Annotated in this window: 25 protein-coding genes; 7 read left to right on the top strand and 18 right to left on the bottom strand. The window is 66.4% G+C overall.

The window, feature by feature from the left end; genetic code table 11:
• Positions 1-8 precede the first annotated feature (8 nt).
• From rfbB to rfbC, 4 genes are read left to right on the top strand one after another with little or no spacing between them, the layout of a single operon-like run.
• The gene (rfbB, locus tag V3596_RS15835; RefSeq protein WP_334278753.1) at positions 9-1,064 is read left to right on the top strand and encodes a dTDP-glucose 4,6-dehydratase; all 1,056 of its coding nucleotides are present in this window, start codon (positions 9-11) and stop codon (positions 1,062-1,064) included.
• Positions 1,065-1,072: 8 nt separating this feature from the next.
• Positions 1,073-1,957, top strand: a complete 885-nt coding sequence (gene rfbD, locus V3596_RS15830) for a dTDP-4-dehydrorhamnose reductase (RefSeq protein WP_334278752.1) — start codon at positions 1,073-1,075, stop codon at positions 1,955-1,957.
• Between the two features lie 10 nt (positions 1,958-1,967).
• Entirely contained in the window at positions 1,968-2,855 is an 888-nt protein-coding gene (rfbA, locus tag V3596_RS15825; protein WP_334278751.1) for a glucose-1-phosphate thymidylyltransferase RfbA, read from the top strand.
• Positions 2,856-2,872: 17 nt separating this feature from the next.
• A complete protein-coding gene (rfbC, locus tag V3596_RS15820) occupies positions 2,873-3,430 on the top strand; it encodes a dTDP-4-dehydrorhamnose 3,5-epimerase (protein ID WP_334278750.1) in 558 nt (185 codons plus the stop codon).
• Between the two features lie 19 nt (positions 3,431-3,449).
• Here the strand turns inward: rfbC and kdsA are convergent, their stop codons facing one another.
• The 6 genes from kdsA to V3596_RS15790 form a co-directional block, all read right to left on the bottom strand.
• Positions 3,450-4,289 carry a 3-deoxy-8-phosphooctulonate synthase gene (gene kdsA, locus V3596_RS15815; RefSeq protein ID WP_334278749.1) on the bottom strand — a complete coding sequence of 280 codons (840 nt, stop codon included), beginning with the start codon at positions 4,287-4,289 and terminating at the stop codon, positions 3,450-3,452.
• A 5-nt stretch (positions 4,290-4,294) separates the two neighbouring features.
• Entirely contained in the window at positions 4,295-5,302 is a 1,008-nt protein-coding gene (locus V3596_RS15810) for an NAD-dependent epimerase (protein WP_395386582.1), read from the bottom strand.
• 119 nt (positions 5,303-5,421) lie between these two features.
• Entirely contained in the window at positions 5,422-6,348 is a 927-nt protein-coding gene (locus V3596_RS15805; RefSeq protein ID WP_334278748.1) for an EpsD family peptidyl-prolyl cis-trans isomerase, read from the bottom strand.
• A gap of 233 nt (positions 6,349-6,581) precedes the next feature.
• Entirely contained in the window at positions 6,582-7,313 is a 732-nt protein-coding gene (gene ubiE / locus V3596_RS15800; RefSeq protein WP_334278747.1) for a bifunctional demethylmenaquinone methyltransferase/2-methoxy-6-polyprenyl-1,4-benzoquinol methylase UbiE, read from the bottom strand.
• Positions 7,314-7,336: 23 nt separating this feature from the next.
• Positions 7,337-7,771, bottom strand: coding sequence for a gamma-butyrobetaine hydroxylase family protein (locus tag V3596_RS15795; RefSeq protein ID WP_334278746.1), 435 nt, complete (start codon positions 7,769-7,771; stop codon positions 7,337-7,339).
• A gap of 60 nt (positions 7,772-7,831) precedes the next feature.
• Positions 7,832-10,819: a VIT domain-containing protein gene (locus V3596_RS15790; RefSeq protein ID WP_334278745.1), complete on the bottom strand. Its 2,988-nt coding sequence runs from the start codon at positions 10,817-10,819 to the stop codon at positions 7,832-7,834.
• A gap of 103 nt (positions 10,820-10,922) precedes the next feature.
• On the opposite strand from V3596_RS15790, the gene V3596_RS15785 reads away from it, so the two are divergent.
• Both V3596_RS15785 and V3596_RS15780 read left to right on the top strand, forming a co-directional pair.
• Complete coding sequence (locus V3596_RS15785) at positions 10,923-11,705, top strand: substrate-binding periplasmic protein (RefSeq protein WP_334278744.1); 783 nt, start codon at positions 10,923-10,925, stop codon at positions 11,703-11,705.
• Positions 11,706-11,960: 255 nt separating this feature from the next.
• Positions 11,961-12,395: a hypothetical protein gene (locus V3596_RS15780; RefSeq protein ID WP_334278743.1), complete on the top strand. Its 435-nt coding sequence runs from the start codon at positions 11,961-11,963 to the stop codon at positions 12,393-12,395.
• Positions 12,396-12,403: 8 nt separating this feature from the next.
• Here the strand turns inward: V3596_RS15780 and V3596_RS15775 are convergent, their stop codons facing one another.
• The 6 genes from V3596_RS15775 to V3596_RS15750 are packed head-to-tail and all read right to left on the bottom strand — an operon-like array spanning position 12,404 to position 17,425.
• Positions 12,404-12,835 carry an HIT family protein gene (locus V3596_RS15775; protein WP_334278742.1) on the bottom strand — a complete coding sequence of 144 codons (432 nt, stop codon included), beginning with the start codon at positions 12,833-12,835 and terminating at the stop codon, positions 12,404-12,406.
• The gene (locus V3596_RS15770; protein ID WP_334278741.1) at positions 12,832-14,082 is read right to left on the bottom strand and encodes a TIGR03862 family flavoprotein; all 1,251 of its coding nucleotides are present in this window, start codon (positions 14,080-14,082) and stop codon (positions 12,832-12,834) included. The genes V3596_RS15775 and V3596_RS15770 overlap by 4 nt, the downstream gene beginning before the upstream one ends.
• Positions 14,083-14,133: 51 nt before the next feature.
• Positions 14,134-15,036: an SDR family oxidoreductase gene (locus V3596_RS15765; RefSeq protein ID WP_334278740.1), complete on the bottom strand. Its 903-nt coding sequence runs from the start codon at positions 15,034-15,036 to the stop codon at positions 14,134-14,136.
• A gap of 3 nt (positions 15,037-15,039) precedes the next feature.
• A complete protein-coding gene (locus tag V3596_RS15760; protein ID WP_334278739.1) occupies positions 15,040-15,966 on the bottom strand; it encodes a glutathione S-transferase family protein in 927 nt (308 codons plus the stop codon).
• Positions 15,963-16,397, bottom strand: coding sequence for a GNAT family N-acetyltransferase (locus V3596_RS15755; RefSeq protein WP_334278738.1), 435 nt, complete (start codon positions 16,395-16,397; stop codon positions 15,963-15,965). Before V3596_RS15755 ends, V3596_RS15760 begins: the two co-directional genes overlap by 4 nt.
• Positions 16,398-16,399: 2 nt before the next feature.
• A complete protein-coding gene (locus tag V3596_RS15750; protein WP_334278737.1) occupies positions 16,400-17,425 on the bottom strand; it encodes an NADP-dependent oxidoreductase in 1,026 nt (341 codons plus the stop codon).
• 37 nt (positions 17,426-17,462) lie between these two features.
• Here V3596_RS15750 and V3596_RS15745 point away from each other — a divergent pair, with 37 nt between their 5' ends.
• A complete protein-coding gene (locus V3596_RS15745; protein ID WP_334278736.1) occupies positions 17,463-18,278 on the top strand; it encodes a substrate-binding periplasmic protein in 816 nt (271 codons plus the stop codon).
• 2 nt (positions 18,279-18,280) lie between these two features.
• On the opposite strand, the gene V3596_RS15740 is transcribed toward V3596_RS15745, so the two are convergent.
• The 6 genes from V3596_RS15740 to V3596_RS15715 are packed head-to-tail and all read right to left on the bottom strand — an operon-like array spanning position 18,281 to position 24,911.
• Positions 18,281-18,745 (bottom strand): PaaI family thioesterase, encoded by a 465-nt coding sequence (locus tag V3596_RS15740; protein ID WP_334278735.1) that lies wholly within the window; start codon positions 18,743-18,745, stop codon positions 18,281-18,283.
• Positions 18,746-18,749: 4 nt separating this feature from the next.
• Complete coding sequence (locus tag V3596_RS15735) at positions 18,750-19,541, bottom strand: SDR family oxidoreductase (protein WP_334278734.1); 792 nt, start codon at positions 19,539-19,541, stop codon at positions 18,750-18,752.
• A 31-nt stretch (positions 19,542-19,572) separates the two neighbouring features.
• Positions 19,573-19,806, bottom strand: coding sequence for a hypothetical protein (locus V3596_RS15730; RefSeq protein ID WP_334278733.1), 234 nt, complete (start codon positions 19,804-19,806; stop codon positions 19,573-19,575).
• Positions 19,793-21,607 carry an acyl-CoA dehydrogenase gene (locus V3596_RS15725; protein WP_334278732.1) on the bottom strand — a complete coding sequence of 605 codons (1,815 nt, stop codon included), beginning with the start codon at positions 21,605-21,607 and terminating at the stop codon, positions 19,793-19,795. The genes V3596_RS15730 and V3596_RS15725 overlap by 14 nt, the downstream gene beginning before the upstream one ends.
• 13 nt (positions 21,608-21,620) lie before the next feature.
• Positions 21,621-22,796, bottom strand: a complete 1,176-nt coding sequence (locus tag V3596_RS15720) for an acetyl-CoA C-acyltransferase (protein ID WP_334278731.1) — start codon at positions 22,794-22,796, stop codon at positions 21,621-21,623.
• 18 nt (positions 22,797-22,814) lie between these two features.
• The gene (locus V3596_RS15715) at positions 22,815-24,911 is read right to left on the bottom strand and encodes a 3-hydroxyacyl-CoA dehydrogenase NAD-binding domain-containing protein (RefSeq protein ID WP_334278730.1); all 2,097 of its coding nucleotides are present in this window, start codon (positions 24,909-24,911) and stop codon (positions 22,815-22,817) included.
• Between the last annotated feature and the right edge of the window lie 68 nt (positions 24,912-24,979).

Here is a 24,979-nt window from a genome sequence, read left to right as displayed (position 1 = left end):
TCAACATCATGAGCATTCTTGTCACCGGCGGCGCCGGCTTCATCGGCAGCAACTTCGTCCTCGACTGGGTGAAGCAAAGCGACGAGACCGTCATCAATCTCGACGTGCTCAGCTATGCCGGCAATCTCGAGAACCTGAAGACGCTGGACGGCGACGCCCGCCATGTCTTCGTCAAGGGCGACATCTGCGACCGCGCCCTGCTCGACCGGCTGCTGGCCGAGCACAGGCCGCGCGCCATCGTCCACTTCGCGGCCGAGAGCCATGTGGACCGCTCGATCCATGGCCCCGCTGCATTCGTGCGCACCAATATCGAAGGCACCTTCACCCTGCTCGAAGCGGCGCGCGCCTACTGGGGCGCCTTGCAGGGCGAGGAAAAGGCGGGATTCCGCTTCCACCATGTCTCGACCGACGAGGTCTATGGCTCGCTGAAGAAGGACGATGCGCCCTTCACCGAAACCAACCCCTACGAGCCCAACAGCCCCTACTCGGCCAGCAAGGCCGCGAGCGACCACCTGGTGCGCGCCTGGCATCACACCTACGGCCTGCCCGTGCTGACGAGCAACTGCTCGAACAACTACGGGCCCTATCACTTCCCCGAGAAGCTGATACCGCTGATGATCGTCAACGCCCTCGCGGGCAAGCCGCTGCCGGTCTACGGCGACGGGCAGCAGATCCGCGACTGGCTCTACGTGACCGACCACGCGTCCGCGATCCGCGCCGTGATCGCGGGTGGCCGCGTCGGCGAGGTCTACAACATCGGCGGCTGGAACGAGATGGCCAATATCGACATCGTCAAGACGGTGTGCGCCCTGCTCGATGAATTGCGCCCGTCAGCCGCTGGCCCTTACGAGCGCCTGATCACCTATGTGACCGACCGCCCGGGTCATGACCGCCGCTATGCCATTGACGCCCGCAAGATCGAGCGCGAGCTCGGCTGGCGCCCGGCCGAGACCTTCCAGACCGGCATCCGCAAGACGGTGCAGTGGTATCTCGACAATCCGGACTGGGTGGCTCGCGTGCAGAGCGGCGCCTACCGCGACTGGCTGAACAAGCACTACGGTTGAGCCTTCAAATGAAGATTTTGCTGCTCGGCAAGAGCGGCCAGTTGGGCTGGGAGCTGCAGCGTGCGCTGGCGCCGCTGGGCGAGCTGGTCGCGCTGGACCGGCGCGATCAGGGCGGCGACCTGGCCGACTCGGAGTCTGTGCATGCCCGGGTGATGCGTGAGGCACCGCAGGTCATCGTCAACGCGGCGGCCTACACCGCTGTCGACAAGGCCGAATCAGAAGCCGGCCTGGCGCAGCAGATCAATGCCGTAGCGGTCAGCACGCTGGCGTCAGCGGCAGCGGAACTCGGCGCCCTGCTGGTCCACTACAGCAGCGACTACGTGTTCGACGGCAGCGGCGACCAGCCGCGTGACGAGAACGCCTCCATCGCGCCGCTGAGCGTCTACGGCGCAGGCAAGGCCGCCGCCGAGACAGCCATCCAGGCCAGCCGCTGCCAGCACCTGATCCTGCGCACCAGCTGGGTCTATGCGGCCCGCGGCGGCAACTTTGCCAAGACCATGCTGCGTCTGGCTGCCGAACGCGATCAGCTCAAGGTGATTGCCGACCAGATCGGCGCCCCGACCGGCGCCGACCTGCTGGCCGACCTCAGCGCCCACATGATCCGCGCCACGCTGGCCGATCCTTCGCTCTCGGGCCTCTACAACGCCGTGGCCGCCGGCGAAACCAGCTGGCATGCCTATGCCAGCCACGTGATCGAATGGGCTCGCGCCCGCGGCCATGCCATCAAGGTGGCGCCCGAGCAGGTGCTGGCCATCCCGACCAGCGACTATCCGACGCCGGCGCGCCGGCCCCTGAATTCGCGGCTCTGCACCGCCAAGCTGCAGGCCGCCTTCGGCCTGCGCCTGCCCCATTGGCAGCAAGGCGTGGACCGCATGTTGAACGAGATCCTTTGAGGACCACGCCATGAAACAACGCAAGGGCATCATCCTCGCTGGCGGCTCAGGCACACGCCTGCACCCGGCCACCCTGGCCATGAGCAAGCAGCTGCTGCCGGTGTATGACAAGCCCATGGTCTATTACCCGCTGAGCACGCTGATGCTGGCGGGCATTCGCGACATCCTGCTGATCAGCACGCCGCAAGACACACCACGCTTCGAAGCCCTGCTGGGCGACGGCTCGCGCTGGGGCCTGAACATCAGCTACTGCGTGCAGCCCAGCCCCGACGGCCTCGCCCAGGCCTTCATCCTCGGCAAGCAGTTCATCGATGGCGCGCCGTCGGCACTCGTCCTGGGCGACAACATCTTCTACGGCCACGACTTCCAGGGCCTCTTGAGCCATGCGGCCAGCAGCGAAACCGGTGCCACCGTCTTCGCCTACCACGTGACCGACCCGGAGCGCTATGGCGTGGTGGAGTTCGACGACAAGCAGCAGGCCCGGTCGATCGAAGAGAAGCCCAAGGCGCCAAAGAGCAACTACGCCGTAACGGGGCTCTACTTCTACGATGAGCAGGTTTGCGACATCGCCGCCGCCATCAAGCCCAGCGCCCGCGGCGAGCTCGAGATCACCGACGTGAACGCGCAGTACCTGCGCCAGCAGCAGTTGCAGGTGGAGATCATGGGACGCGGCTACGCCTGGCTGGACACCGGCACGCACGACAGCCTGCTGGAAGCCAGCCAGTTCATCGCCACGCTGGAAAAGCGCCAGGGCCTCAAGGTCGCCTGCCCCGAGGAAGTGGCCTTCCGCTCGGGCTGGATCGATGCGGCCCAGCTCGAGGCGCTGGCCCACCCGCTGGCCAAGAACGGCTATGGCCAGTACCTCTTGCGCCTCCTGAACGAGAAGCGCGCTTTCTGAATCAGCCGTCTGCAGTCATGAGCCTCAAGATCACCCCCACCAGCCTGCCCGAGGTCCTGATCGTCGAACCGCGCGTGTTCGGCGATGCGCGCGGCTTCTTCACCGAAAGCTGGAACGAGCAGGTCTTCAACGCCGCCACCGGCAACAGCCTGCGCTTTGTGCAGGACAACCATTCACGCTCGGCTCGCGGCGTGCTTCGTGGCCTGCATTTCCAGTTGCCGCCGCATGCGCAGGGCAAGCTGGTGCGTGTGGTCTCGGGCGCGGTGTTCGACGTTGCCGTGGACATGCGCCGCAGCAGCCCGAACTTCGGCCGCTGGCAAGGCGTGGAGCTGAGCGCCGAGAACCAACGCCAGCTGTGGATTCCACCGGGCTTCGCGCACGGTTTCCTGGTGCTGTCGGAGTCTGCAGACTTTCTCTACAAGACCACCGATCTCTACGCCCCGCACAGCGAAGGCGCGGTGCGCTGGAACGACCCGACGATTGGCATCGAATGGCCCGACACCGGCGTGGCGCCGCTGCTGGCCGAGAAGGACAAGGCGGCGCCGCTGCTCGGCGACGCCAAGTCTTTCGACTGATCAGCGTCTCAGCAGCCGGTCAATTTGTGTCCAGGGCCGGCAGGCTCTTGACCAGATCGTCCACCGCCTTGACCTGCTGCAGGAAGGCTTCCAGCTGCGACAGACGCAGGGCGCTGGGGCCGTCGCACTTGGCCTTGGCCGGGTCGGGATGCGACTCCAGGAACAGGCCGGCCAGACCGAGGGCCATGCCGGAGCGGGCCAGCTCGGTGACCTGGCCACGGCGGCCGCCCGAGGCGGCAGCACCCGATTCGCGCTGCTGCAGCGCGTGGGTCACGTCAAAGATCACCGGCTTGTTGCCGCTGACCTGCTTCATCACGCCAAAGCCCAGCATGTCGACCACGAGGTTGTCGTAGCCGAACTGCGCGCCGCGGTCGCAAAGCATCAGGTTCGGATTGCCACATTCCTCGAACTTCTCGACGATGTTCTTCATCTGCGGCGGGCTGACGAACTGCGGCTTCTTGATGTTGATGACGCGGCCGGTCTTGGCCAGGGCCACGACCAGGTCGGTCTGGCGCGCCAGGAAGGCGGGCAACTGCAGTACATCGGCCACGGCGCCAACTTCGGCGGCCTGCCAGGGTTCATGCACATCGGTCAGCACGGCCACACCATGCGCCTTCTTGACCGCCTCGAAGATCTTCAGGCCGGCCTCGAGGCCGGGGCCGCGATACGAGTGGATGGATGAGCGGTTGGCCTTGTCGAACGAGGCCTTGAAGACATAGGGGATGCCCAGCTTTTGCGTGACGCGGACGTACTCGCCGCAGACGTCCACCGCGAACTGCTCGGACTCCAGCACATTGACGCCGCCGAACAGCACGAAGGGCGCTGCGTTGTCGACGCTGATGTTGTTGATCTTGACCATGAAACTCAAACCTTGAAGTAGTCGCGATACCAGGCGACGAAGCGCTTGACGCCTTCGGGCACCGGCATCGCCGGCTTGAAGCCGGTCCACTCGCCCAGCTCGGCCACATCGGCGTGGGTGGCCGGCACGTCACCGTCCTGCAGCGGCATGAAATTCTTGATTGCTTCCTTGCCCACCGCCTGCTCGATGGCCTCGATGAATTCCATCAAGGTGATCGGGTCATGGTTGCCGATATTGAAGACGCGGTAGGGCACGTTGGAGCGCGCCGGGTCGGCGACGGCCGGGTCGTACGCCGGGTCGGCACTGGCCACACGGTCCAGCACGCGGATCACGCCTTCGGCGATGTCGTCCACATAGGTGAAGTCGCGCACCATCTGGCCGTGGTTGAACACGTTGATCGGCTTGCCTTCGATGATGGCCTTGGTGAACAGAAAGAGCGCCATGTCCGGCCGGCCCCAGGGGCCGTAGACCGTGAAGAATCGCAGGCCCGTGGTGGGCAGGCCGTAGAGATGGCTGTAGGTGTGGGCCATCAGCTCGTTGGCCTTCTTGGTGGCTGCGTACAGGCTCACCGGATGGTCGACGCTGTGATGCTCGGAGAACGGCATCAGCGTATTGCCACCATAGACGCTGGAGCTGGAGGCATAGACCAGGTGGCCGACTTTGTTGTGGCGACAGCCTTCCAGCACGTTCATGTAGCCCTGAATATTGGACTCGATGTAGGCGTGGGGGTTCTGGATCGAGTAGCGCACACCGGCCTGGGCGGCCAGGTGGATCACACGATCAAACTTCTCGGCCGCGAACAGCGCCTCCATCCCGGGACGGTCGGCGATGTCGAGCTTGACGAACTTGAAGCCCGGGTGCGGCGTGAGGCGCGCCAGGCGGTCGTGCTTCAGCTGCGGGTCGTAGTAGTCGTTCAGGTTGTCGAGGCCGACCACCTGGTCGCCGCGCGCCAGCAGGATCTGGCTGACATGCATGCCGATGAAGCCGGCGGCGCCGGTGACGAGTACTTTCAAGATTTCTCCAAGTCGCTGGGGCCGGGCACTGCGGGAAGCGGCGCGCTGGCGCTGAGGCGAGCCGCATTTTCCCCTAGAAAGACGATTCGCCTACGGCGCCGGGTCGGCGCGTCCCGGACTTACTTGACAGCTTCGCTGGCTGAGGGCGCCAGCAGCGAGGCGGCATCGGCCGGCGCGCTGGCGGCAGCCGGTGCCTTCTCGGCAAACTTGCCCAGGTACTCGATCTTGGCTGCCTCACGCAAGGCCTTCAGTTCCTTGGCCGCCAGTTCGGCCTTGCGCTGGTTGCTCAGGAACTGCTCGATCGCCGGGCGGGCGCGGGTTTCGTCCACCGGATTGCTCCGCGAGCCCTGCAGATAGAGCACCTGCATGCCATTGGCATTCGGCACCACCAGCGACTGGCCATCCTTGAGTCGCGCGACAGCGTCCAGCACGCCCATGGGCAGCTGCTCGGCCGCACGCACTGCCTGGCTGGCGTTGAAACGCACCTGCTGGCTGCGCATGAATTCGATGAACTCGGTCAGGGTCTTGGCCGTTGCCAGACGTGCGCGCAAGGCCGTCAGCTGCTCGGGCGAGGCCTCGATGGTCAGCTCCTGCAGGTTGTAGATGCGGCGTTCGCCAAACAGGGCCGGCTTCTCGGCGTAGTACTTGGCGATCTCGGCATCGGTCGGCTTGGTCACTTTCTGGCCAATGTGATCGGCATAGGCGCGCATGATGATTTCGCGCTTGGCCGCTTCGATCTGCTGCAGCACCTTGGGATCGTTGTCGAGCTTGAGTTCGACCGCCTTCTGCACCGCCAGTTCCTGCTCGATCAGGCGCTCCAGAACCTGGCGGCTGGCGACATCGGTGAGCTCGGGCTTGACGCGCTGGGCCGTCAGCACCGCGTTGATCTGCTGGACCGTGACCTCGCCCTTGTTGACCTTGGCCGCCGGCACGCCGGGCTCGGACTTGCCGCCGCCACAGGCAGTCAGCACCAGGCTCAGGCTGGCAGCTGCGGCCAGGACCAGGACGCGATGGCTGCGGGCAGCCGGGAAAGTTTGCTCTTGCATGTCTGGAAGCTCCATCGGATTCGGGGCCCGGATGGGCCGATCCGCCTGGCGGGCGCAGGCCCGCCACAGCGGCGACCGAGTGTAGCTTTCGCAAGCAGCACCGAAGCCGCGCCCCCTTGCCTGAAGGGCTGCGGTTTACCCCAGGCGGCAGATCAGCCTTGCAGGCCGCGCCCCGCCAGACTCGGGGCCCTTCGGCAGGCACAAACAGTCCTCAGGACTGTTTGAGTCCGGCCTCAGCATTTGATCCCGGCGTGCAGGGCGACGACGCCGGCACTCAGGTTGTGCACGTCCACGTGGCCGAAGCCGGCGGTCTTCATCATGGCCTTGAGCGTCTGCTGGTCAGGGTGCATGCGGATCGATTCGGCCAGGTAGCGGTAGCTCTCGGCGTCGCCGGCAATCAGCTGGCCCAGCTTGGGCAGGATGTTGAAGGAATACCAGTCGTAAGGCTTGGCCAGCGGTGCCGCCACCTTGGAAAACTCCAGCACCAGCAATCGGCCGCCGGGCTTGAGCACCCGGCACATCTCGGCCAGCGCCACGTCCTTGAGCGTCATGTTGCGCAGGCCGAAGGCCACGCTCACGAGGTCGAAGCTCTCGCTCTTGTAGGGCAGCTTCTCGGCATCGCAGAGATTGGTGGGCAGCACCAGGCCTTCGTCCAGTAGGCGGTTGCGGCCCTGGCGCAGCATGGCCTCGTTGATGTCGGTGTGCACCACCATGCCGCTCTCGCCCACCTCGCGGGCAAAGGCGCGCGACAGGTCGCCGGTGCCGCCGGCGATGTCGAGCACGCGCTGGCCCGGCTTCAGGTTGGCCACGGCCACCGTGTACTTCTTCCAGGCGCGGTGCATGCCCATCGACATCAGGTCGTTCATCACGTCGTAGCGCGAGGCGACCGAGTCGAAGACGCCGCGCACGCGCTTGGCCTTCTCGGTTTCGTCGACGGTCTGGAAGCCGAAGTGGGTGCTGCTCATGTCAGAGTTCTCTGCCTGTCAAATCAATGCGAATGGCTGCTGCAGGATGAGCCCGCACCGCCGGGCCCCGCCTTGGCGGCCATCGGCGTGTCGCGGCTGACACCGGCGGCGGCCAGGCGGGCCTCGTAGTCCTGCCAGAGCTGCGCCTCGTTTGCACCCAGCTCGTAGAGGTAGTCCCAGCTGAACAGGCCACTTTCATGGCCGTCCGAGAACACCGGCTGCACCGCGTAATGGCCCACGGCGTTGATCGAGACGATGCCCACCTCGCGCTTGCCGTGCTGCAGGGTCTCCTGGCCCGGTCCATGGCCCTTGACCTCGGCGGAAGGGCTGTAGACCCGCATCAGCTCGAAAGGGATGCGAAAACGCGCGCCGTCGGAGAAGCCCACCTCGAGCTGCCGTGACTGCTGATGCACGGTGATGTCGGTGGGCGTGGGGGAGTTCTTGTCGAGGCCGGCCATGGGCTCCCAGTGTAGCGGCCGCACCGATACCCACGCCCGGCACAGGCCCGCCTCGCCAGCTCACTTCACTTCGAAGGTCCCGACCAGCACCTGGTCGCCGCGCCCGCTGAGCCGCAGCACGATCTGCTGGTCTTTCTGGTCCGGCTTGCCAAAGCCGGTGGCCAGCCAGAGCATCAGCGTGGTGTGCGGCGTCAGGATCTGCTGCTGATGGCCGAAAAACTGCGCCCTCACCTCATAGCGACCTGGCTTGGCCAGGCGCAGCGCGAACTCCTCGGGCCCATAGCCGCCGGTGAAATCGCGCGAGAGCTTGCCGCCCTGGTAACTCAGCGGCGCGGCGTAATGGGTGCGGTCGCCATTGGGATCGACCACCCAGAGGTCGATGTCGGTGTTGTCGGCATCCCAGCCCAGCACCGCCCGCACATCCAGCGGCAGGTTGCGGCGCAGCCTGGCGTCGACCATGGAGACATCCAGCCCCGGCTTGCGCGCGGCCAGCGCATTGAGCTCGACCAGAGCGGTGATGTCGATGTCGGCGAAGCGGCCATCCCAGGGCCGGGAGGCACAGTCCCAGAGCAGCTCGATGGCGCGCTGCGGCTGACCTGCCGCCGCGTAGGCCAGACCGAGGTCGCGCCAGGATTGCGGCTCCTCGGGCGCCAGCTCGCGCACCCGCTCCAGGATGGGCAGGGCCAGGTTCACCTGACCCGCCTGCTGCAGCCGGTAGGCCAGCACGCGCAAGAGCGCTCGGCTCTCCAGCTCCATCTCGGCCAGGTTGGAAAGCACGCGCAGGCCCAGCTCAGGCTGGCCCTTGCTGAAGAAAACCTCGGCCGCGTCCAGAAAGAAGGCCGTGCTGCGCGCCTGGCCGGCACGCTCGTCCATGTAGATGGCATAGCGCTGCGCTGCGCTGGCCTCGCGCAGGCGGCGGGCATGGGGCGCATCGGGCTGCCATTGCTGCAGCTGGATGCTGGCCACGATGGCGGTGCTGGCGCTGCTGCCGGGCATCCCATCCACCCGGGCTCGTGTCGCCACCTCGGCCATCATCGCCGGCGCGGCGGCCGCAACCGGTGCAGCTCGCGGGGCGGGGGCCGGCGGAGGTGCAATGAAGGACGGCGCCGGGCTTGCGGCAATCGGCGCTGGCGCCGGCATCGAAGTGGTCGGCGTGTTGAGCACGGGGGGTGGCGCCGGTGCTCGCTTCGGGACCGGCTTGCCATCCTTGGGGAACTCGCGCTCCCACCAGCTGATGCGCTCCTCATAGCGGCGGGCCAGGCGGTCAAGATGCATGCTCCGGCTCTGCTGGCGCTGGCCCAGTTGTCGCGCCATTGCTGCCTCGTAGGCCTGACGCATCGAAGGCGGCGGCATGATCTCGTAGCGGACATAGTCGACCAGGTTGTCCAGCACGATCAGCGAGCTGCCACTCGTGAGCCTATGGAACTGCTGGCCCAGGCGCTTGATCTCGGCCCGGTGCAGGCTGGCCTGGGTCTCAAGCCGCGCGATGCGCAGGTCTGCCCAGCGCTGGGCGGCCAGGGGCGGCGGGCCGTCGCTGCGGCGCTCGCGCGAACCACTGATGCTCAGCGTGTGCACTTGCTTGCGGCCCCGGGCATCCTGCAGCTGCAGGGTCACCATGGCCTCAGCCGCCGTCAGTCGCCCGGCCAGGGCCAGCCGAGCCCCTTCAGGCCGCTGCGAGGCCAGCTCGACCAGCTCGGCGCCTTCGGCCTTGACGTCAACGACGCGCAGGCCTGGGCGCAGCAGGGTCTCGGCCGCTTCGGCTGCATCGAGCGTTGCAAGATTGACCAGGGTGCCGCCGCTGACCTCGGCCAGTTGGCGCAAGCGGCTCAGGTCGGCACGCTGCGCCGCCGAGACGGCCTGCAGCGGTGCCGGGCTGCGCGGTAATTGCGGTGAGCCCCAGTTGGCCAGGCCGTCGCTGAACAGCAGGGCCAGGTCTTGCCCGGCAGGCGCGACCCAGGCGGCGGCATTGCTGGCGCCGTCGTAGGCCAGGCCTTCCAGGTGCCGGCGCAGCTCCCGCCAGTCACCGCCCCGCACGCTGAAAGTGCGCACCGGCTCGGCCGCGTCACGGCTCACCACCAGTTGCACATCAACCTGCGAGCTGCCTAGCAGCAGCGCTTCCAGCAGCGCGAACTCGCGGTCATGGTCACGCTGGGCGCCCGAACCCGACGCATCCCACACCAGCGCCAGGCGACGCAGCGCCAGGCGCGGGCCGCGCTGCTCGGGCACGGGCAGCTCGGCATAGAAATAATCCCGCTCTTCATGACGGCCGGTGCTGATCACCTGCCTGGGCACCGCCGCCCAGCTGAGCGTGAACGGCCGCTGCGGCCGGCTGTCCTGCCGCGACAGGCTCAGGAGCGTGCCATCGTCCAGCGGCTTGCTGGCCGCATCCTGGAACTCGGGGTCGAGCTTCAGCGCCTTCATCTCGAGGCCGCGGGCGGAAACGGCCAGATCCAGCTTGCCGATCGCCTGCCCGAAGTCCAGCGGCAGCTGCCATTGCACCCTGCCCTGGGCATCCGCCGCGAGCGGCTGCAGCAGCTGCAACACGACGCGACGCGTGCCCTTGGCAGGCAAGGGATAGACCCGCAGCCGGTAGACGTTGCCGGCCGTTCGCTCCAGCAGCGCGGGGTCGACGCGACGACGGGTGATCTCTTCGAAGACCTGCTGGCCGCGTGCCTTCTCCACCGGCACGGCCGGCCGCAACTCGCCGCCGATGTCCAGGGCAAATCCATCGACCGACTGGCCGTCCTGCAAGGGGAACTCCAGCGTGCCTTCCAGCACCCGCTCGTTCGGGTTGCGCAGCACCAGCTCCAGCTCGGTGCGCGCCAGTGAGCCGGCCAGCTCGGCCCGCACAGAGACACTGGCAATCTGCACCGGCAGCTTGGCTTCGGGCACGAAGAAGCGCAGCGGCGGCATGGTTGGCACCGGCGGCATCATGGGAGGGGGCGGCCGCGATGCATCCGCGGCTGGCGATTGCGCAAGCGCCGCTCCGAACAGGCCGGCCGCCAGCGCCAGGCCGATGAGTCGATGCAGGCCATGATTCATGAGCATTTGTTTCTCCCCCCTATTGCTTGATGCCCAAAGCGTAATGGATGGCGCACACGAACACATCGGGCCAGCCCCGGCATGCTCCACAATCGCGGCGATGCACCGAATGCAAAGGATTCTTCTTGCTGCTGCGCTGATGACGGGCTGCGGATTGGCGCTGGCCGCCAAGCCCTGCCTGCTGACCCAGCGCTGGAACGAAGACCCGCCCTACAGCATGCGCCTGGCCACGGGCGAGATCACCGGCCTGAACATCGAGCTGGTGCGCACCATCCTGGCGCGCATGGACTGCCAGGTCCGACTGCTCGAAATGCCTTTCGCCCGCGCCCTGACCGAGCTGGAGGCCGGCCGCCTGGACATCCTGCCCGGCGCACTGCGCCGGCCGGACCGCGAGGCCTACGCCCATTTCGCCATCGACCGCTGGCATTCGCGCAACATGCTGTTCGCCCATGTCGATGCCAAGGCAATATGGCCACAGCAAGGCCTCGCGGAAATCCGCAGCAGCGGCTTCCGCCTCGGCGTGCAATTGGGCGTGAGCTACGGGCCGGAGTACGCCAGCCTGAGCCGCGACGCGAGCTTCATGCGCACCCTGGAGAAGAGCGGCTCGCGCCGCAGCCTCTGGCAGATGCTCAAGCTGCGCCGCATCGACGGCGTGATTGCCGACGAGCTGACCGCCCGCTACGAGCTTGCCCAGCTGGGCCTGCAAGACCAGGTGCGCGTGACCGAGGTCGTGGTGTCGGATGAGGCCTCAGGCTTCGCCTTCAGCAAGAAGACGGTCGATGCTGCCTTCGTTGCGCGCTTCAACAACACCACCGAAGCGATGCAGAAAGATGGCAGCTATCAAGCCATCGTGCAGAAGTACATCAGCGCGGCACCGACGCCAAGCCACTGACGCCTGACGCTGGCAAAGCCAGCGGCGAAGAACATGACTTGCGGCATCCGTGCCACAAGAAATGGTCGATGAAATCAGGGTTTGCGACGAATGCAACTCATCGCCGATTGAGGCAGATCGTCGCGTCAGTTCAGGCATCTGTCGCCTGCCTGTTGGGCCAAGACGGAGCTCCACCTAACCTGCAGGCAGACCGGATCGCAAAGCACTCGACAGCGCAGCGAAACGGCAGCCTCATGTTCAATCTAGGAGCCCGTCATGCAAACCAAGTCCCTCGTCAAGACCCTGCTGGTCGCCATCCCTCTGAGCCTGGTCAGCGCGCTGACGCTGGCGGCACCTCAGGACGAACTCAAGCGCGTTGAAGTCAGCGGCAAGCAATCCGCTGCCGTGCGCACCGATGTCAAGGCCAGCTGCCCGAGCATCGCGGCCGTGCTGCAGAACAAGCTGTCCCCGATCTGGGGCATGCACCAGGAAACCGGCGTCCTGCGCGTCGAGTTCACGCTGGACGGCGATGGCGTGCATGGCGTCAAGGCCCGCGGCGCTGACACCTATCGCGACGGCGTCCGCAAGGCGATGCGCGGCCTCGAATGCAACAGCGGCACCACGCAGCCGCAAACCTATGCCTTCAACATCCACATCGTCTCGCCGGACAGCGTCCACCCCGGCAAGCAGATGGCCATGCTGATCGACTGAGCACTGCTTCAGCGCAAGGCAAGAGCGACGCGGCGATCCAGATCGACCAGGGGCAGAGGCAAGCGTGCCTCGGCCCCGCCGCTCACCTCGCGCCGTGCCGTGCCCCAGACGGGGTTCGGGAAGTGACTGTCCCAGTCGAAGCGCGCGATCACGTGCCAGTGCAGATGCGGCACGACATTGCCCAGGGTGGCCAGGTTGATCTTGGTCGGCTGCAAGGCCTCGCGCAAGACCTGCTCGATGCGAACGACCGCCTCCATGCAGCATGAGCGCTCGTCTGCGGCCAGGTCGCTGAACTCGGCCAAATGCGCCTGCCAGATCAAGCGATAGAAGGCCGGGAAGTTGACATCATCCGTTGAGCGGATGACGCGCCACTTCGGCGTTTGCAAGACAAGCAGGCCGCCGGCATTGCTGCACAGCGGGCAATCGACTGTCGTGTTCATGCCAGGGATTTTGCCGCAGCCTCGGCCGCCACCCAGGCGCTGGCCATGCTGGCGGTGAGCAGATAGCCGCCGGTCGGCGCCTCCCAGTCCAGCATCTCGCCGACGCAGAACACGCCCGGCAAGGCCTGCAACTGCAGGCCGTCGTCCAGCGCCTCCAGCTTCACGCCGCCTGCGGTGCTGATCGCTTCGGCCACCGGCCGGGCCCGCGTAAGCTTGAGCGGCGCGGCCTTCAAGATGCGGGCCACCGTCGCCGGGTCGTGGTACTCATCCTTGCTCAGCAGCTCGTGCAGCAGACCCGCCTTCAGGCCTTCGATGCTCAGCCGGCTCTTCAGGTGGGTGGACATGGAACGCGAGCCGCGGCCGCGCGCGCATTCGGCGGCCACGAACTCGGCGCTTCGGCCGGGCAGCAGGTCGAGCTCGATCTGCGCCTCACCAAACTCGGCAATCTCATCGCGCAAGAGGCTCGAGGCTGCGTAGACCAGCGATCCCTCGATGCCGGTCGCGGTGATGACGAACTCGCCCTGCCGCCGGAAAGTGCGGCCGCTCCTGCCGGCAAAGTTCAAAGCCACCGGCTTGACCGGCTGGCCGGCAAAGCGCTCGGCGAACAGTGGCGTCCAGGCCCTGCCCACGTCAAAGCCGCAATTGGCGGCACGCAACGCAGCGATCTCGACGCCACGCGTCTCAAGCATGGGCACCCAGGCCGCATCCGACCCCAGTTGCGGCCAGGAGGCGCCGCCCAGGGCCAGCACGACCGCGCCGGCCTGGTGCTGTTCTTCGCTGCCGTCCTCGCGCTGGAAGCGCAGGCTGCGCCCGTCCTCGGCCCAGCCTAGCCAGCGCCGCCGCATATGGAAACGCACGCCGCTGGCGCGCAGCCGCTGCAGCCAGGCGCGCAAGAGCGGCGCCGCCTTCATCTCGATGGGGAAGACGCGGCCCGAGCTGCCGACAAAGGTGTCCACGCCCAGGTCCGCTGCCCAGGAGCGCAGGGCCGGGCCGTCGAAGCGATCCAGCCAGCGGCCCACCTCGGTACTGCGCTCGGCAAAGCGGCTGCGGAATGGCGCAGCGTCTTCCGAATGCGTGAGGTTCAGGCCACCCTTGCCAGCCAGCAGGAACTTGCGGCCGACCGAGGGCTTGGCATCGAAGAGGTCCACGGCAACGCCAGCCGCGCGCAGCCGCTCGGCGGCCATCAGGCCGGCAGGGCCACCACCGATGACGATGGCACGGCGGGAGGCAGGTTCAGAGGACGGCATGAGAGGGTCGAAAGAGGGAGGCTGGCCATTGTCTCAGCCTCTTCGCTGGGCTCAAGACCGGTTGCGCAGCGCCGCCTTCAATTGCTGCCCGATCTCGGGCTTGTCATGGAACGGGTCGGTCGGGTTGCGCAGCTGCATCACGTCTTCGAGCCGGGTCTGCACGCCAGCCAGGGCCTTTGGATGGCTGAAGATGTAGAACTGCTCCCGGTCCATGGCGTCGAACACCAGCGCAGCCACATCGGCTGCCGTGACCTTGCTCGAGGTGACGGCCTTGTCGGTCATTGCCTGGCTGATCAGCTGGCTCTTGCTGGGCTTGCCGCTCGCGAACTCGGCCGGCCGGTTGCGGTGGCTTTGCGAGATCCCGGTGGGCACGAAGAAGGGGCACAGCACCGAGCACCGCACCTGTTCGCTGACCAGGCCCAGGTCCTGGTAGAGCGTTTCGCTCAAGGAGACCACGGCATGCTTGCTGACGTTGTAGACGCCCATGTTCGGCGGGTTCAGCATGCCGGCCATCGAGGCAGTGTTGACGATATGGCCTTCGAAACCCGGGTCGGCCGCGGCGGCTTCCAGCATCATCGGCGTGAACAGGCGAACGCCATGCACCACGCCCATCAGGTTGACGCCCAGCACCCATTCCCAGTCGGCCAGCGTGTTCTCCCAGATCAGGCCACCCGAGCCGACACCGGCGTTGTTGAAGACGAAATTCGGCGCGCCGAAGCGCTCCTTCACTGCGGCGGCCAGCGCTTCCATCTCGGCGGCCTTGGCCACGTCGACGCGCCGGGCCAGCACCGGCACCTGGCCTTCGAACTCGGCCGCGGCCTTGTCCAGCGCATCGGCCTGCACATCGCACAGCACGAGGTTCATGCCGCGTTTGGCAGCGACACGAGCCACTTCCAGGCCGAAGCCCGAGCCTGCGCCGGTGATGACGGCGGTCTTGCCTGCGTAGTTCAGCATTCTTCAGCTCTCCGAATTGCGCAGCGAGTAGGCAATGCGCGGGAAATGGACGTGGACCGTGCCCGCGCGTTCATCGACACGGCGCAAGGTGATGGATTCATGACTGAGGCCGACCAGCTCGCCGGCAACGATGTCACTGGCGTAATCCATGGCCGAGACCTGGACGGCCGCACCAGCCTCGAAGCCCAGGCCCGGCTGTACCAGACAGGCCACGGGCGTGCTGCTGTTGGCGACGGCAATCGCGTCAGCACTGGAGAGCTTGCTGGCCTCGCCATGGCCGAAGGCCGCGACGCGCTCATACCAGGCCGCCACCCGCGTGAACGGCGCCAGGATGCCCGACACCGGCGGCGCGCGACGGATGTACCAGATGGACTGCGCAACCGAGAAGTCCGCCAGGCTCGCCGCAGCGCCGCAAAGGAAACCGCGGCCATCGCCGAGCATCTGTTCCAGCCAGCCGAGGTAGCTCTGCAGCGCCGCTGCCGCGTCGCGCGTGGTCGGCCGCTTCATGCCGGCTGTCATCGCTCCACGGTCCGCCGCGAAGGCCTGCATGAACTCGGGCGGCGCGCCGGCAAAGATCGCTGCCGCGCCAGCCGGCTGCATGGTGTACGGAACCGCCACCCAGAACAGATCGCTGTCGGCCCACTGGGCGAGCAGGTCCGTCTGACCCGCAGCGCTGGCGGGCCACAGGCTCGGCGCGGGCGAATGTTGCTCGATCACGCGGCACATGAGGGCGGTGTCGCAATAGATGTCGGCGCCGACCTGCAGAAAGGGCGTGCGACGGTAGCCACCGGTCAACGCCACCACGTCGGGTTTGGGCATCATCACCGGCACATTGACGCTCTGCCAGGCCAGGCCCTTGTAGCCGAGGACGAGCCGCACTTTCTCGGAAAAGGGCGAGCCGGCGTAGTGGTGCAGGATCAGGTCGCTCATTGCGCGGGTCTCTTCATGTCGATGTGGGGAATACCGTCTTCTTCGTACAGTGCCGAGGTCGGCTCGAAACCAAGGCTGGCATAGAAGCGCTGAAGATAGGCCTGCGCGGCGAGCTCGATGGGCTGGCCCGGCCAGAGGCGCTCACACTGGGCTATCGCCTCATGCATCAGCGCCCTGCCCTGGCCGGCGCCTCGCGCACCCGGCGCCGTCAGCACGCGGCCGATGCGCGGGCCTTCCAGCAAGCGCGCATAGGCCTGCAGCTCGCCGCCCTCGCCCCGACCCAGCAGGTGCCAGGCTTGCAGATCGGCGCCGTCCGGGTCGAGATAGATGCATTGCTGCTCGAGCACAAAGACCTCCGAGCGAAGCTTGAGCACCTCGTACAGCGCCAGGGCGCCCAAGGCCTCCAGGCGCGAGCAGCTCCACTGCAACATCGTCAGATCAGCTTGACCAGTTGCTTGCCGAAGTTCCGACCCTTGAGCAGGCCGAGGAAGGCCTCAGGCGCGGCGGCAAGGCCTTGGGCCACGCTCTCGCGGTACTTGAGCTTGCCGGTGGCCACCAGCGTGCCCAGTTCCTTCAGCGCTTCCGGCCAGACTTCCATGTGCTCGGAGACGATGAAGCCCTCGACCTTCATCCGGTTGGTCAGGATCATCTGCGGATAGGTCATCGGGATCGGCTCACCGTTGTAGCCCGAGATCATTCCGCACATGGCCACACGGCTGAAGGCATTGGCGCGCAGCAGCACCGCGTCGAGGATCATGCCGCCGACATTCTCGAAATAGCCGTCGATGCCATTCGGGCAGGCCGCCTTCAAGGCCGCAGACAGCGACTTCAGGTCCTTGTGTTCCTTGTAGTCGATGCAGGCATCGAAGCCGAGCTCTTCAACCAGATAGCGGCACTTGTCAGCACCACCGGCGATACCCACGGCGCGCGCACCGCGCGTCTTGGCCAGTTGGCCGACCGCGCCGCCCACTGCACCGCTGGCAGCACTGACCACGATGGTCTCGCCGGCCTTGGGGTTGATGATCTTGATCAGGCCGTACCAGGCCGTGACGCCAGGCATGCCCACGGCGCCGAGGTAGGCAGACAGCGGAATGTGCGTGGTGTCGACCTTCTGCAGCACGCCACGCTGGCTGGCGTCCACGAGTTGATACTCCTGCCAGCCGCCCATGCCGACGACCTTGTCGCCCGCCTTGAAGTGGGGGTTCTTCGACTCGACCACTTCACCGGCGGTGCCGCCGATCATCACTTCGTTCAAGGGCTGGGGCGCGGCATAGCTCTTGCCCTCATTCATGCGGCCGCGCATATAGGGATCCAGGCTCAGGAAGTGGTTGCGCACCAGCACCTGGCCATCGGCCAGCGCGGGCACTGCGGTTTCCACCAGCTTGAAGTTGTCGCCCGTGGGCTCGCCTTGCGGACGCGAAGCCAGCAGAATCTGGCGATTGGTAGCGGAGGTAGTCATGTCAGGGGGCTTTCGGTCTGGAATTCGATGGCGCCGATTGAAGCATGTCGGCCAAAGGCCTGGCGTCTCTTCGGCGACAGAAAAGCACGGTCGTTCTTTTTTACTCCTGCTGGTCGGCCTGGTCCTGCTGTGCCCGGTGCAGGCGGGCGCTGTCGAGCCGGCCATCTTCCTGCCGGCGCAGGAGAAGGCGCCGCACAAATTCATCCTCGGCACCGGCCAGCCTCGCGGCATCTGCCCCGACCTGCTGCAGGCCATGCAGAAGCTGGAGCCGGCTCTGCGCTTCGAGGGCATGGACCGCGAACTCTCGCTGAGCCTGATCGACCAGGGCCTGCGCAATGGCAGCGTGGGTGCCGCCTGCGGGCTGCTGGAACAGCCGGCCCGCCATGCCTATGCCCGGCGCGTGGAAACGCCGCTGTACGTGGCCCGGCAAATGGTGGCTGTGCGCAGCAACGACGACGCGATGCCTGCCAGCCTGGCCGAGCTCCGAAAGCTGGCTGGGAAGCAGCCGGTGATCACCGTGCGTGGCTCGGCGCAGGGCGCCTTCCTGCAAGGCCACGGCTTCCGGATCGATGAGTCCACCGGCGACTACCAGGCCAATCTGCGCAAGCTGCTGGCCCAGCGCTCCCGCTTTTTCTACGGCGGCGAGTTCGCTCTTCGCCGGGCCATCCAAGCGGCTGGACTTCAGGGGCAGATCAAGCTGCTACCCAAGGTCATTCACGAGGAGGCGATCTTCTTCTGGACCAGCCGCAAGCTATCGGCGGCCCAGCATGAACGGATCGAGCGTGCCTTGAGCCGGCTGCAGGCCAGCGGAGAGCTGGCGCGCATCGTGCGGAGCTATCAGGACCAGCCCTGAGCTCAGGCCTGTTCGTCGCGACGCTTCAGGTCCTTGAGGCTGCGCCCGCGGCTCGGCAGGGCCCGCAGGTACTTGAAGGTGCCGGTGGCATGCGCACAGAGCTTGCCATCCTCGCCAAACACCGAGCCTTCGCAGAAGGCCATCGTCGTCGAGCGATGCAGCAGCTTGCCCACCGCGCGCAGCTCGCCTTCGCCGGGTCGCATGAAGGAGGTTTTCATCTCGACCGTGACCACGCCCGGGCCGAAGTCCGGCTGGTCGCGGTGGATGCTGCGCGCTGCATGGGCCATGGCCACGTCCAGCAAGGTCATCAGCACGCCGCCATGGGCCACTTCCCAGGAGTTCAGGTGGGCCTCCTTCAGGTCCACGCGGAGTTCTGCCATGCCGTCGCCGATGCTGTGCAGCTCGAAACCCAGCTGCTCGACAAAAGGAATGTGAACGGGGAACTTGAGCGCCGGTGACTTGCTCATTCGCTCAGCCTCCGACGAGGGCGCTGACGCCACCGTCGACTGCCAGGATCTGCCCGGTGATGTGCTTGCCGGCACGGCTGGCAAACAGCAGCGCCGCGCCCTTCAGATCTTCATCGTCGCCCAGGCGGCGCAGCGGCGCGGCAGCCGCCAGGTTCTCGGCGCCGACCGTGGCCAGCAGGCCCTTGGTCATCTTGCTCGGGAAGAAGCCCGGCGCCAGCGCATTCACGGTGATGCCGTACTCACCCCATTCGCCGGCCAGCGCGCGGGTGAAGTTCACCACCGCGCCCTTGCTGGTGTTGTAGGCGATGGTCTTCATCATCGTCGGGTTGCCGCCGAGGCCGGCGATCGAGGCCACGTTGATGATGCGACCCCGACGGCGCAGAATCATGCTGGCCTGGGCCACAGCCTGCGCAAACACGAAGAGGCTGCGGATGTTCAGGTCCATGACCTTGTCCCAGGCCTCGACCGGATGCGCTTCAGCCGGCGCGCCCCAGGTGGCGCCGGCGTTGTTGACCAGGATGTCGATCTGGCCCAGCCGCTCCATGGTCTGCGCGACGACCCCGCGCGCCTGCGCTTCGTCAGCAGCGTCCGCGGCGATCCAGTTGGCATCGATGCCGCGCGCCTGCAGGTGCGCAGCCGCCTCTTCCAGGTCGGCGGCCTTGCGCGATGTGAGCATGATCCTGGCGCCGGCCTCGCCCAGGCTCTCGGCGATCTGCAGGCCGAGGCCGCGCGAGCCGCCGGTGACGAGGGCCACCTGGCCCGTCAGGTCGAACAGGGATTGAACGCGGTCAGTCATGCCAGTCTTTCGAAGAGGGTTGGAGCCTGCGCTACTTCATCCGCGAGCGCAGGAAGATCAGGAATACACCGGCGCCGGTGGCGATGCCACCCTTGGCCATCAGCACCGAGCCCAGCGTGACGGAGCGGCCGCCCTGCACCAGGAACAGGCCCAGCACCACGGCCAGCAGGCCGCCGTAAATCAGAATCCAGACCAGACGCTCGATCCACGCCAGCGTCTGCTGCGTGACGGTCTTCGTCTCGCCCGTCGTTTCAGAACCAGCCATCCTCGATCTCCCGGCACAGGCCATCGCGCCGCTCGACCGGTTCCAGCCAGGCGGCAAGCTTGGGCAGCTCATAAGCAAAGAAGTACTTCGCCGCAGCCTGCTTGCCGCGCGCAAAGTCATTCTCGCCTGTGGCGCACAAGCTCAGGTCCAGCCAGACCCAGGCCAGCACGAGATGGCCGAAAGCCTGCAGATAGAGCGTGGCATTGGCCAGCGCCTCTTCCGGGTTGCCGGTGGCCCAGGCGGCCTTGGTGGCGCGGCCCACGCGGGCCATGGCGGCCGCCAGCTGGTTGGCCTGCTCGGCCAGTGCGGGTTGCTGCAGGGCCTGCTGCACCGTGGCGTTGATGCGGCCGGCCAGCGCCATCAGCGCATTGCCGCCATTCATCACCACCTTGCGGCCCAGCAGGTCCAGGCCCTGGATGCCATGCGTGCCCTCGTGAATCATGTTGAGCCGGTTGTCGCGCCAGTACTGCTCGACCGGAAAGTCGCGCGTGTAGCCATAGCCGCCCAGCACCTGGATGGCCAGCGAATTGGCCTCCAGGCACCACTCGCTCGGCCAGCTCTTGGCGATGGGGGTCAGCACTTCCAGCAGGAGCTTGGCTTCTGTCGCGCTGGCTTCGTCGCCGGTGTGTTCTTCATCGACCAGGCGGGCACAGAACAGCGACAGGGCCAGGCCGCCTTCGACAAAGCTCTTCTGCGCCAGCAGCATGCGGCGCACGTCGGCGTGTTCGATGATGGGCCGCTGCGCTTGCGACGAGTCTTTTCCTGACGGGCCGATGGGCCGGCCCTGCGGCCGCTGGCGCGCGTACTCCAGGCTCGCTTCATAGCCTGCGTAGCCCAGCATCACGGCGCCCAGGCCCACGCCGATGCGCGCCTCGTTCATCATGTGGAACATGCACTTGAGGCCGTCGCCCGGCTGGCCCACGAGGTAGCCCACGGCGCCGGCCTTGCCGCCCGGCTTGAAGCGGCCCTCGCCGAAGTTCAGCAGGCAGTTGGTCGTGCCGCGGTAGCCGAGCTTGTGGTTCAGTCCGGCCAGCGAGACGTCGTTGCGTTCGCCGGTCAGCTCGCCAGTGGCATTCACGAGCTTCTTGGGCACGATGAAGAGCGAAATGCCCTTGGTGCCCGGCAAGGTCTTGCCGTCGGGGCCGGGGATCTTGGCCAGCACCAGATGAATGATGTTCTCCGACAGCTCATGCTCGCCGCCCGAGATCCACATCTTGTTGCCCTTGAGGCGGTAGCGCGGGCCCAAGACATCCGCAAAAGCGTCGTCACCATCGGGCTCGGCCCGCGTCGCGATGTCGGACAGCGAGGAGCCCGCCTGCGGCTCCGACAAGCACATGGTGCCGAACCAGCGGCCGGAGAACTCGTTCGCCGCGAACACCTCGCGCTGCCTGTCCGTGCCATGCGCCATCAGCAGGTTGGCATTGCCCTTGGTCAGCATCGGGTAGCCCGACAGCGCCACGCTGGCCTTGCTGAAGAAGGTCTTGGCCGCCATCTCGATCACGCAGGGCAGCTGCATGCCGCCCAGGTCGTAGTCCTGCGCGGCGGCCAAGAGGCCGCTCTCGACAAAAGCGTCCATCGCTGCCTTGGTGGCGGCGGGCAAGTGCACCTTGTCGCCATCGAAGTGAGGCTCTTCGGTATCGACCAGGCGGTTGAAGGGCGCGAACTTCTCGCGGGCGATGCGCTCGCTGGTGTCCAGCACCGCACCGAAAGTCTCGCTGGAGTGGTCGGCGAAACGCTCTCGCTGGTTCAGGGCCTCGACCTTGAGCCAGTCGTTGAGCAGGAAATCGAGGGTCTGGCGCATCGCAGGCAGCAGATCAGAGCACTTCAAACACGCCGGCAGCGCCCATGCCACCGCCGATGCACATGGTGACGCACACCAGCTTGGCGCCACGGCGCTTGCCTTCGATCAGCGCGTGGCCGGTCAGACGTTGGCCCGACACGCCATAGGGGTGGCCGACGGCGATCGCACCGCCGTTGACATTCAGGCGGTCCATCGGGATACCCAGCGTGTCGGCGCAATAAAGCACCTGCACGGCGAAGGCTTCGTTCAGCTCCCACAGGTCGATGTCCGACACCTTGAGGCCCAGCTTCTTCAGGACCTTGGGCACGGCAAACACCGGGCCGATGCCCATTTCATCGGGCTCGCAGCCAGCCACGGCAAAGCCGAGGAAACGGCCGAGGGGCTTGAGGCTGTGCTGCTGAGCATAGTCTTCGCTGACCACCACGCAGGCACCGGCGCCATCGCTGAACTGGCTGGCATTGCCGGCCGAGATCACGCCGCCGGGCAAGGCGCTGCGCAGGTCCTTGATGCCTTCGAAGGTCGTGCCTTCACGCAGGCCTTCGTCGGCCGACACGGTCACTTCCTTGGTCGTCATGCCGCGGATCTTGTCCACGACGCCCATGGTCACGGTGATCGGAGCAATCTCGTCGATGAACTTGCCGGCTGCTTGGGCCGCGCAGGCCTTCTGCTGGCTGCCGGCGCCGTAGTGGTCCATGCGCTCGCGCGAGATGTTGTAGCGCTTGGCCACCTGCTCGGCGGTCTGCAGCATGCTCCAGTAGATCTCGGGCTTGATCTTCAGCAGCGCAGGGTCGGCATACATGTGGCGGTTGGCCTCGTTCTGGACGCAGGAGATGCTCTCCACGCCGCCGGCCACATACACGTCGCCCTCACCGGCGATGACGCGCTGCGCAGCCATGGCGATGGTCTGCAGCCCCGAGGAACAGAAGCGGTTGATGGTGACGCCGCTGACCGTGATCGGCAGGCCGGCACGCAGCGCAATCTGGCGGGCGATATTGCCGCCTGTCGCGCCTTCGGGCGTGGCGCAGCCCATCAGCACGTCTTCGATGTGGCTGGCATCGATGCCGGCGCGCTGCACGGCGGCCTGCACCGCATGGCCACCCAGCGTGGCGCCGTGCGTCATGTTGAAGGAACCCTTCCAGCTCTTGGTCAGCGGGGTGCGGGCGGTGGAAACAATCAGTGCCTTGCTCATGGTGAATCTCTCCTGGCCTTATTCAGTGAAGCTCTTGCCTTGCTCGACGAGGCGAGCCAAGAGCGGCGCGGGTTGCCAGAAGTTGGCGTCGTCATGCGGATTGCGGGCAAAGCGCTTCATCGTCTGCACCACGTTGTAGAGGCCGAAGGTATCGGCGTAGCACATCGGGCCACCGCGCCACAGCGGGAAGCCGTAGCCGGTCAGGTAGACCATGTCCACGTCGGACGCGCGCTGGGCGATGCCCTCTTCAAGCAGATGTGCGGCTTCATTCACCAGCGCGAAGACCAGGCGATGCACGATCTCTTCATCCGTGATCTGGCGCGGCGTGATGCCTTGCGCAGCGCGGTGCATTTCCAGCATCTGCTCGACGGCCTTGGACGGGATCGCGTCCCGCTTGCCGGCCTGGTAGTCATACCAGCCGGCCTGCGTCTTCTGTCCGTAGCGGCCCATCTCGCAGAGCAGGTCGGCGCTCTTGGAGTAGTTCAGGTTCGGCTTCTCGACATAGCGGCGCTTGCGGATCGCCCAGCCGATGTCATTGCCGGCCAGGTCACCCATGCGGAAGGGGCCCATCGCAAAGCCGAAGCGCTCGGCCGCCTTGTCCACCTGTTGCGGCGAGCAGCCCTCGTCGAGCAGGAAGCCGGCCTGGCGGCTGTACTGCTCGATCATGCGGTTGCCGATGAAGCCGTCGCAGACGCCCGAGACCACGGCCGTCTTGCGGATCTTCTTGGCGAGTTGCATCACAGTAGCCAGCACGTCCTTGGCGGTCTTCTCGCCGCGCACAACTTCCAGCAGCTTCATCACATTGGCCGGGCTGAAGAAGTGCATGCCCACCACGTCCTGCGGACGATCGGTGAACGAGGCAATCTTGTTGACGTCCAGCGTCGAGGTGTTGGAGGCGAGGATGGCGCCGGGCTTCATCACCTTGTCGAGCTGCTTGAAGACGGACTCCTTGACGCCCAGCTCCTCGAACACCGCCTCGATCACCAGGTCGGCGTCGCCGATGGCGTCGTAGCTCAAGGTCGTGGCGAGCAGCGACATGCGCTCGTTGTATTTCTCTTCCTTCAGCTTGCCCTTCTTGACCTGGGCTTCGTAGTTCTTGCGGATGGTGGCGACGCCGCGGTCCAGCGCTTCCTGCTTGGTCTCCAGCATGGTCACAGGGATGCCGGCGTTCAGGAAGTTCATGGTGATGCCGCCGCCCATGGTGCCGGCGCCGATGACGGCGACCTTGGCAATCTTGCGCACAGGCGTGTCGTCCGGCACATCACCGATCTTGCTGGCGGCGCGCTCGGCAAAGAAGGCATGGCGCAGGGCCTTCGATTCCGGCGTCATCATCAGCGCGACGAAGCCTTCGCGCTCGGCCTTGATGCCGTCGTCGAACTTCATGTTGACCGAAGCCGCCACCGCTTCCAGGCAGCGCAGCGGCGCCGGGAAATTCTTGCTCATGCCGCCGACCATGTTGCGGGCGAACTGGAAGAAGGCCTCGCCATTGGCCACGCGGGCCTTGAGGTCGCGCACCTTGGGCAGCGGGCGCACATCGGCCATTTCCTTGGCGAAGACCATGGCGCCGTCGATCAGGTCGCCTTCGATGATGCGGTTGAACAGGATCTGGCCCGGCACCATGGCCAGCAGCTCGCTGTTGACCGGCTCGCCACTGACGATCATGTTCAGCGCCGGCTCCACGCCCAGCGCGCGCGGCAGCCGCTGCGTGCCGCCAGCGCCGGGCAGCAAGCCCAGTTTCACTTCGGGCAGCGCGATCTTGGCGCCGGGTGCGGCCACGCGGTAGTGGCAGCCCAGGGCCAGCTCCAGGCCACCGCCCATGCAGACCGTGTGGATGGCGGCCACGATGGGCTTGCTGCAGTTCTCCGCCACGCTGATGAGGCTGTGCAGATTGGGTTCGGCCAGCGCCTTCGGGGTCCCGAACTCCTTGATGTCGGCGCCGCCAGAGAAGGCCTTGCCGGCGCCGGTGATGATGATGGCCTTGACCTCGCCATCCTCCTCCGCGCGCTGGATCGCCTCGGCCGCCGCCTTGCGGGTGGCATAGCCCAGGCCGTTGACCGGCGGGTTGCTCAAGGTGATCACGGCAACAGTGCCGCGGACTTCATATGTGGCAGTCATGCTTACCCCTTCAGGCACGGAATAGAACGATCGTTCGATTCTAGGCAGGGTTCGCGACTGCCCGTTGT

It is taken from the genome of Roseateles microcysteis (assembly GCF_036880965.1).
In the GTDB taxonomy this organism is placed as follows: domain Bacteria; phylum Pseudomonadota; class Gammaproteobacteria; order Burkholderiales; family Burkholderiaceae_C; genus JAUASW01.
This window is presented reverse-complemented; position numbering and strand designations above follow the sequence as displayed.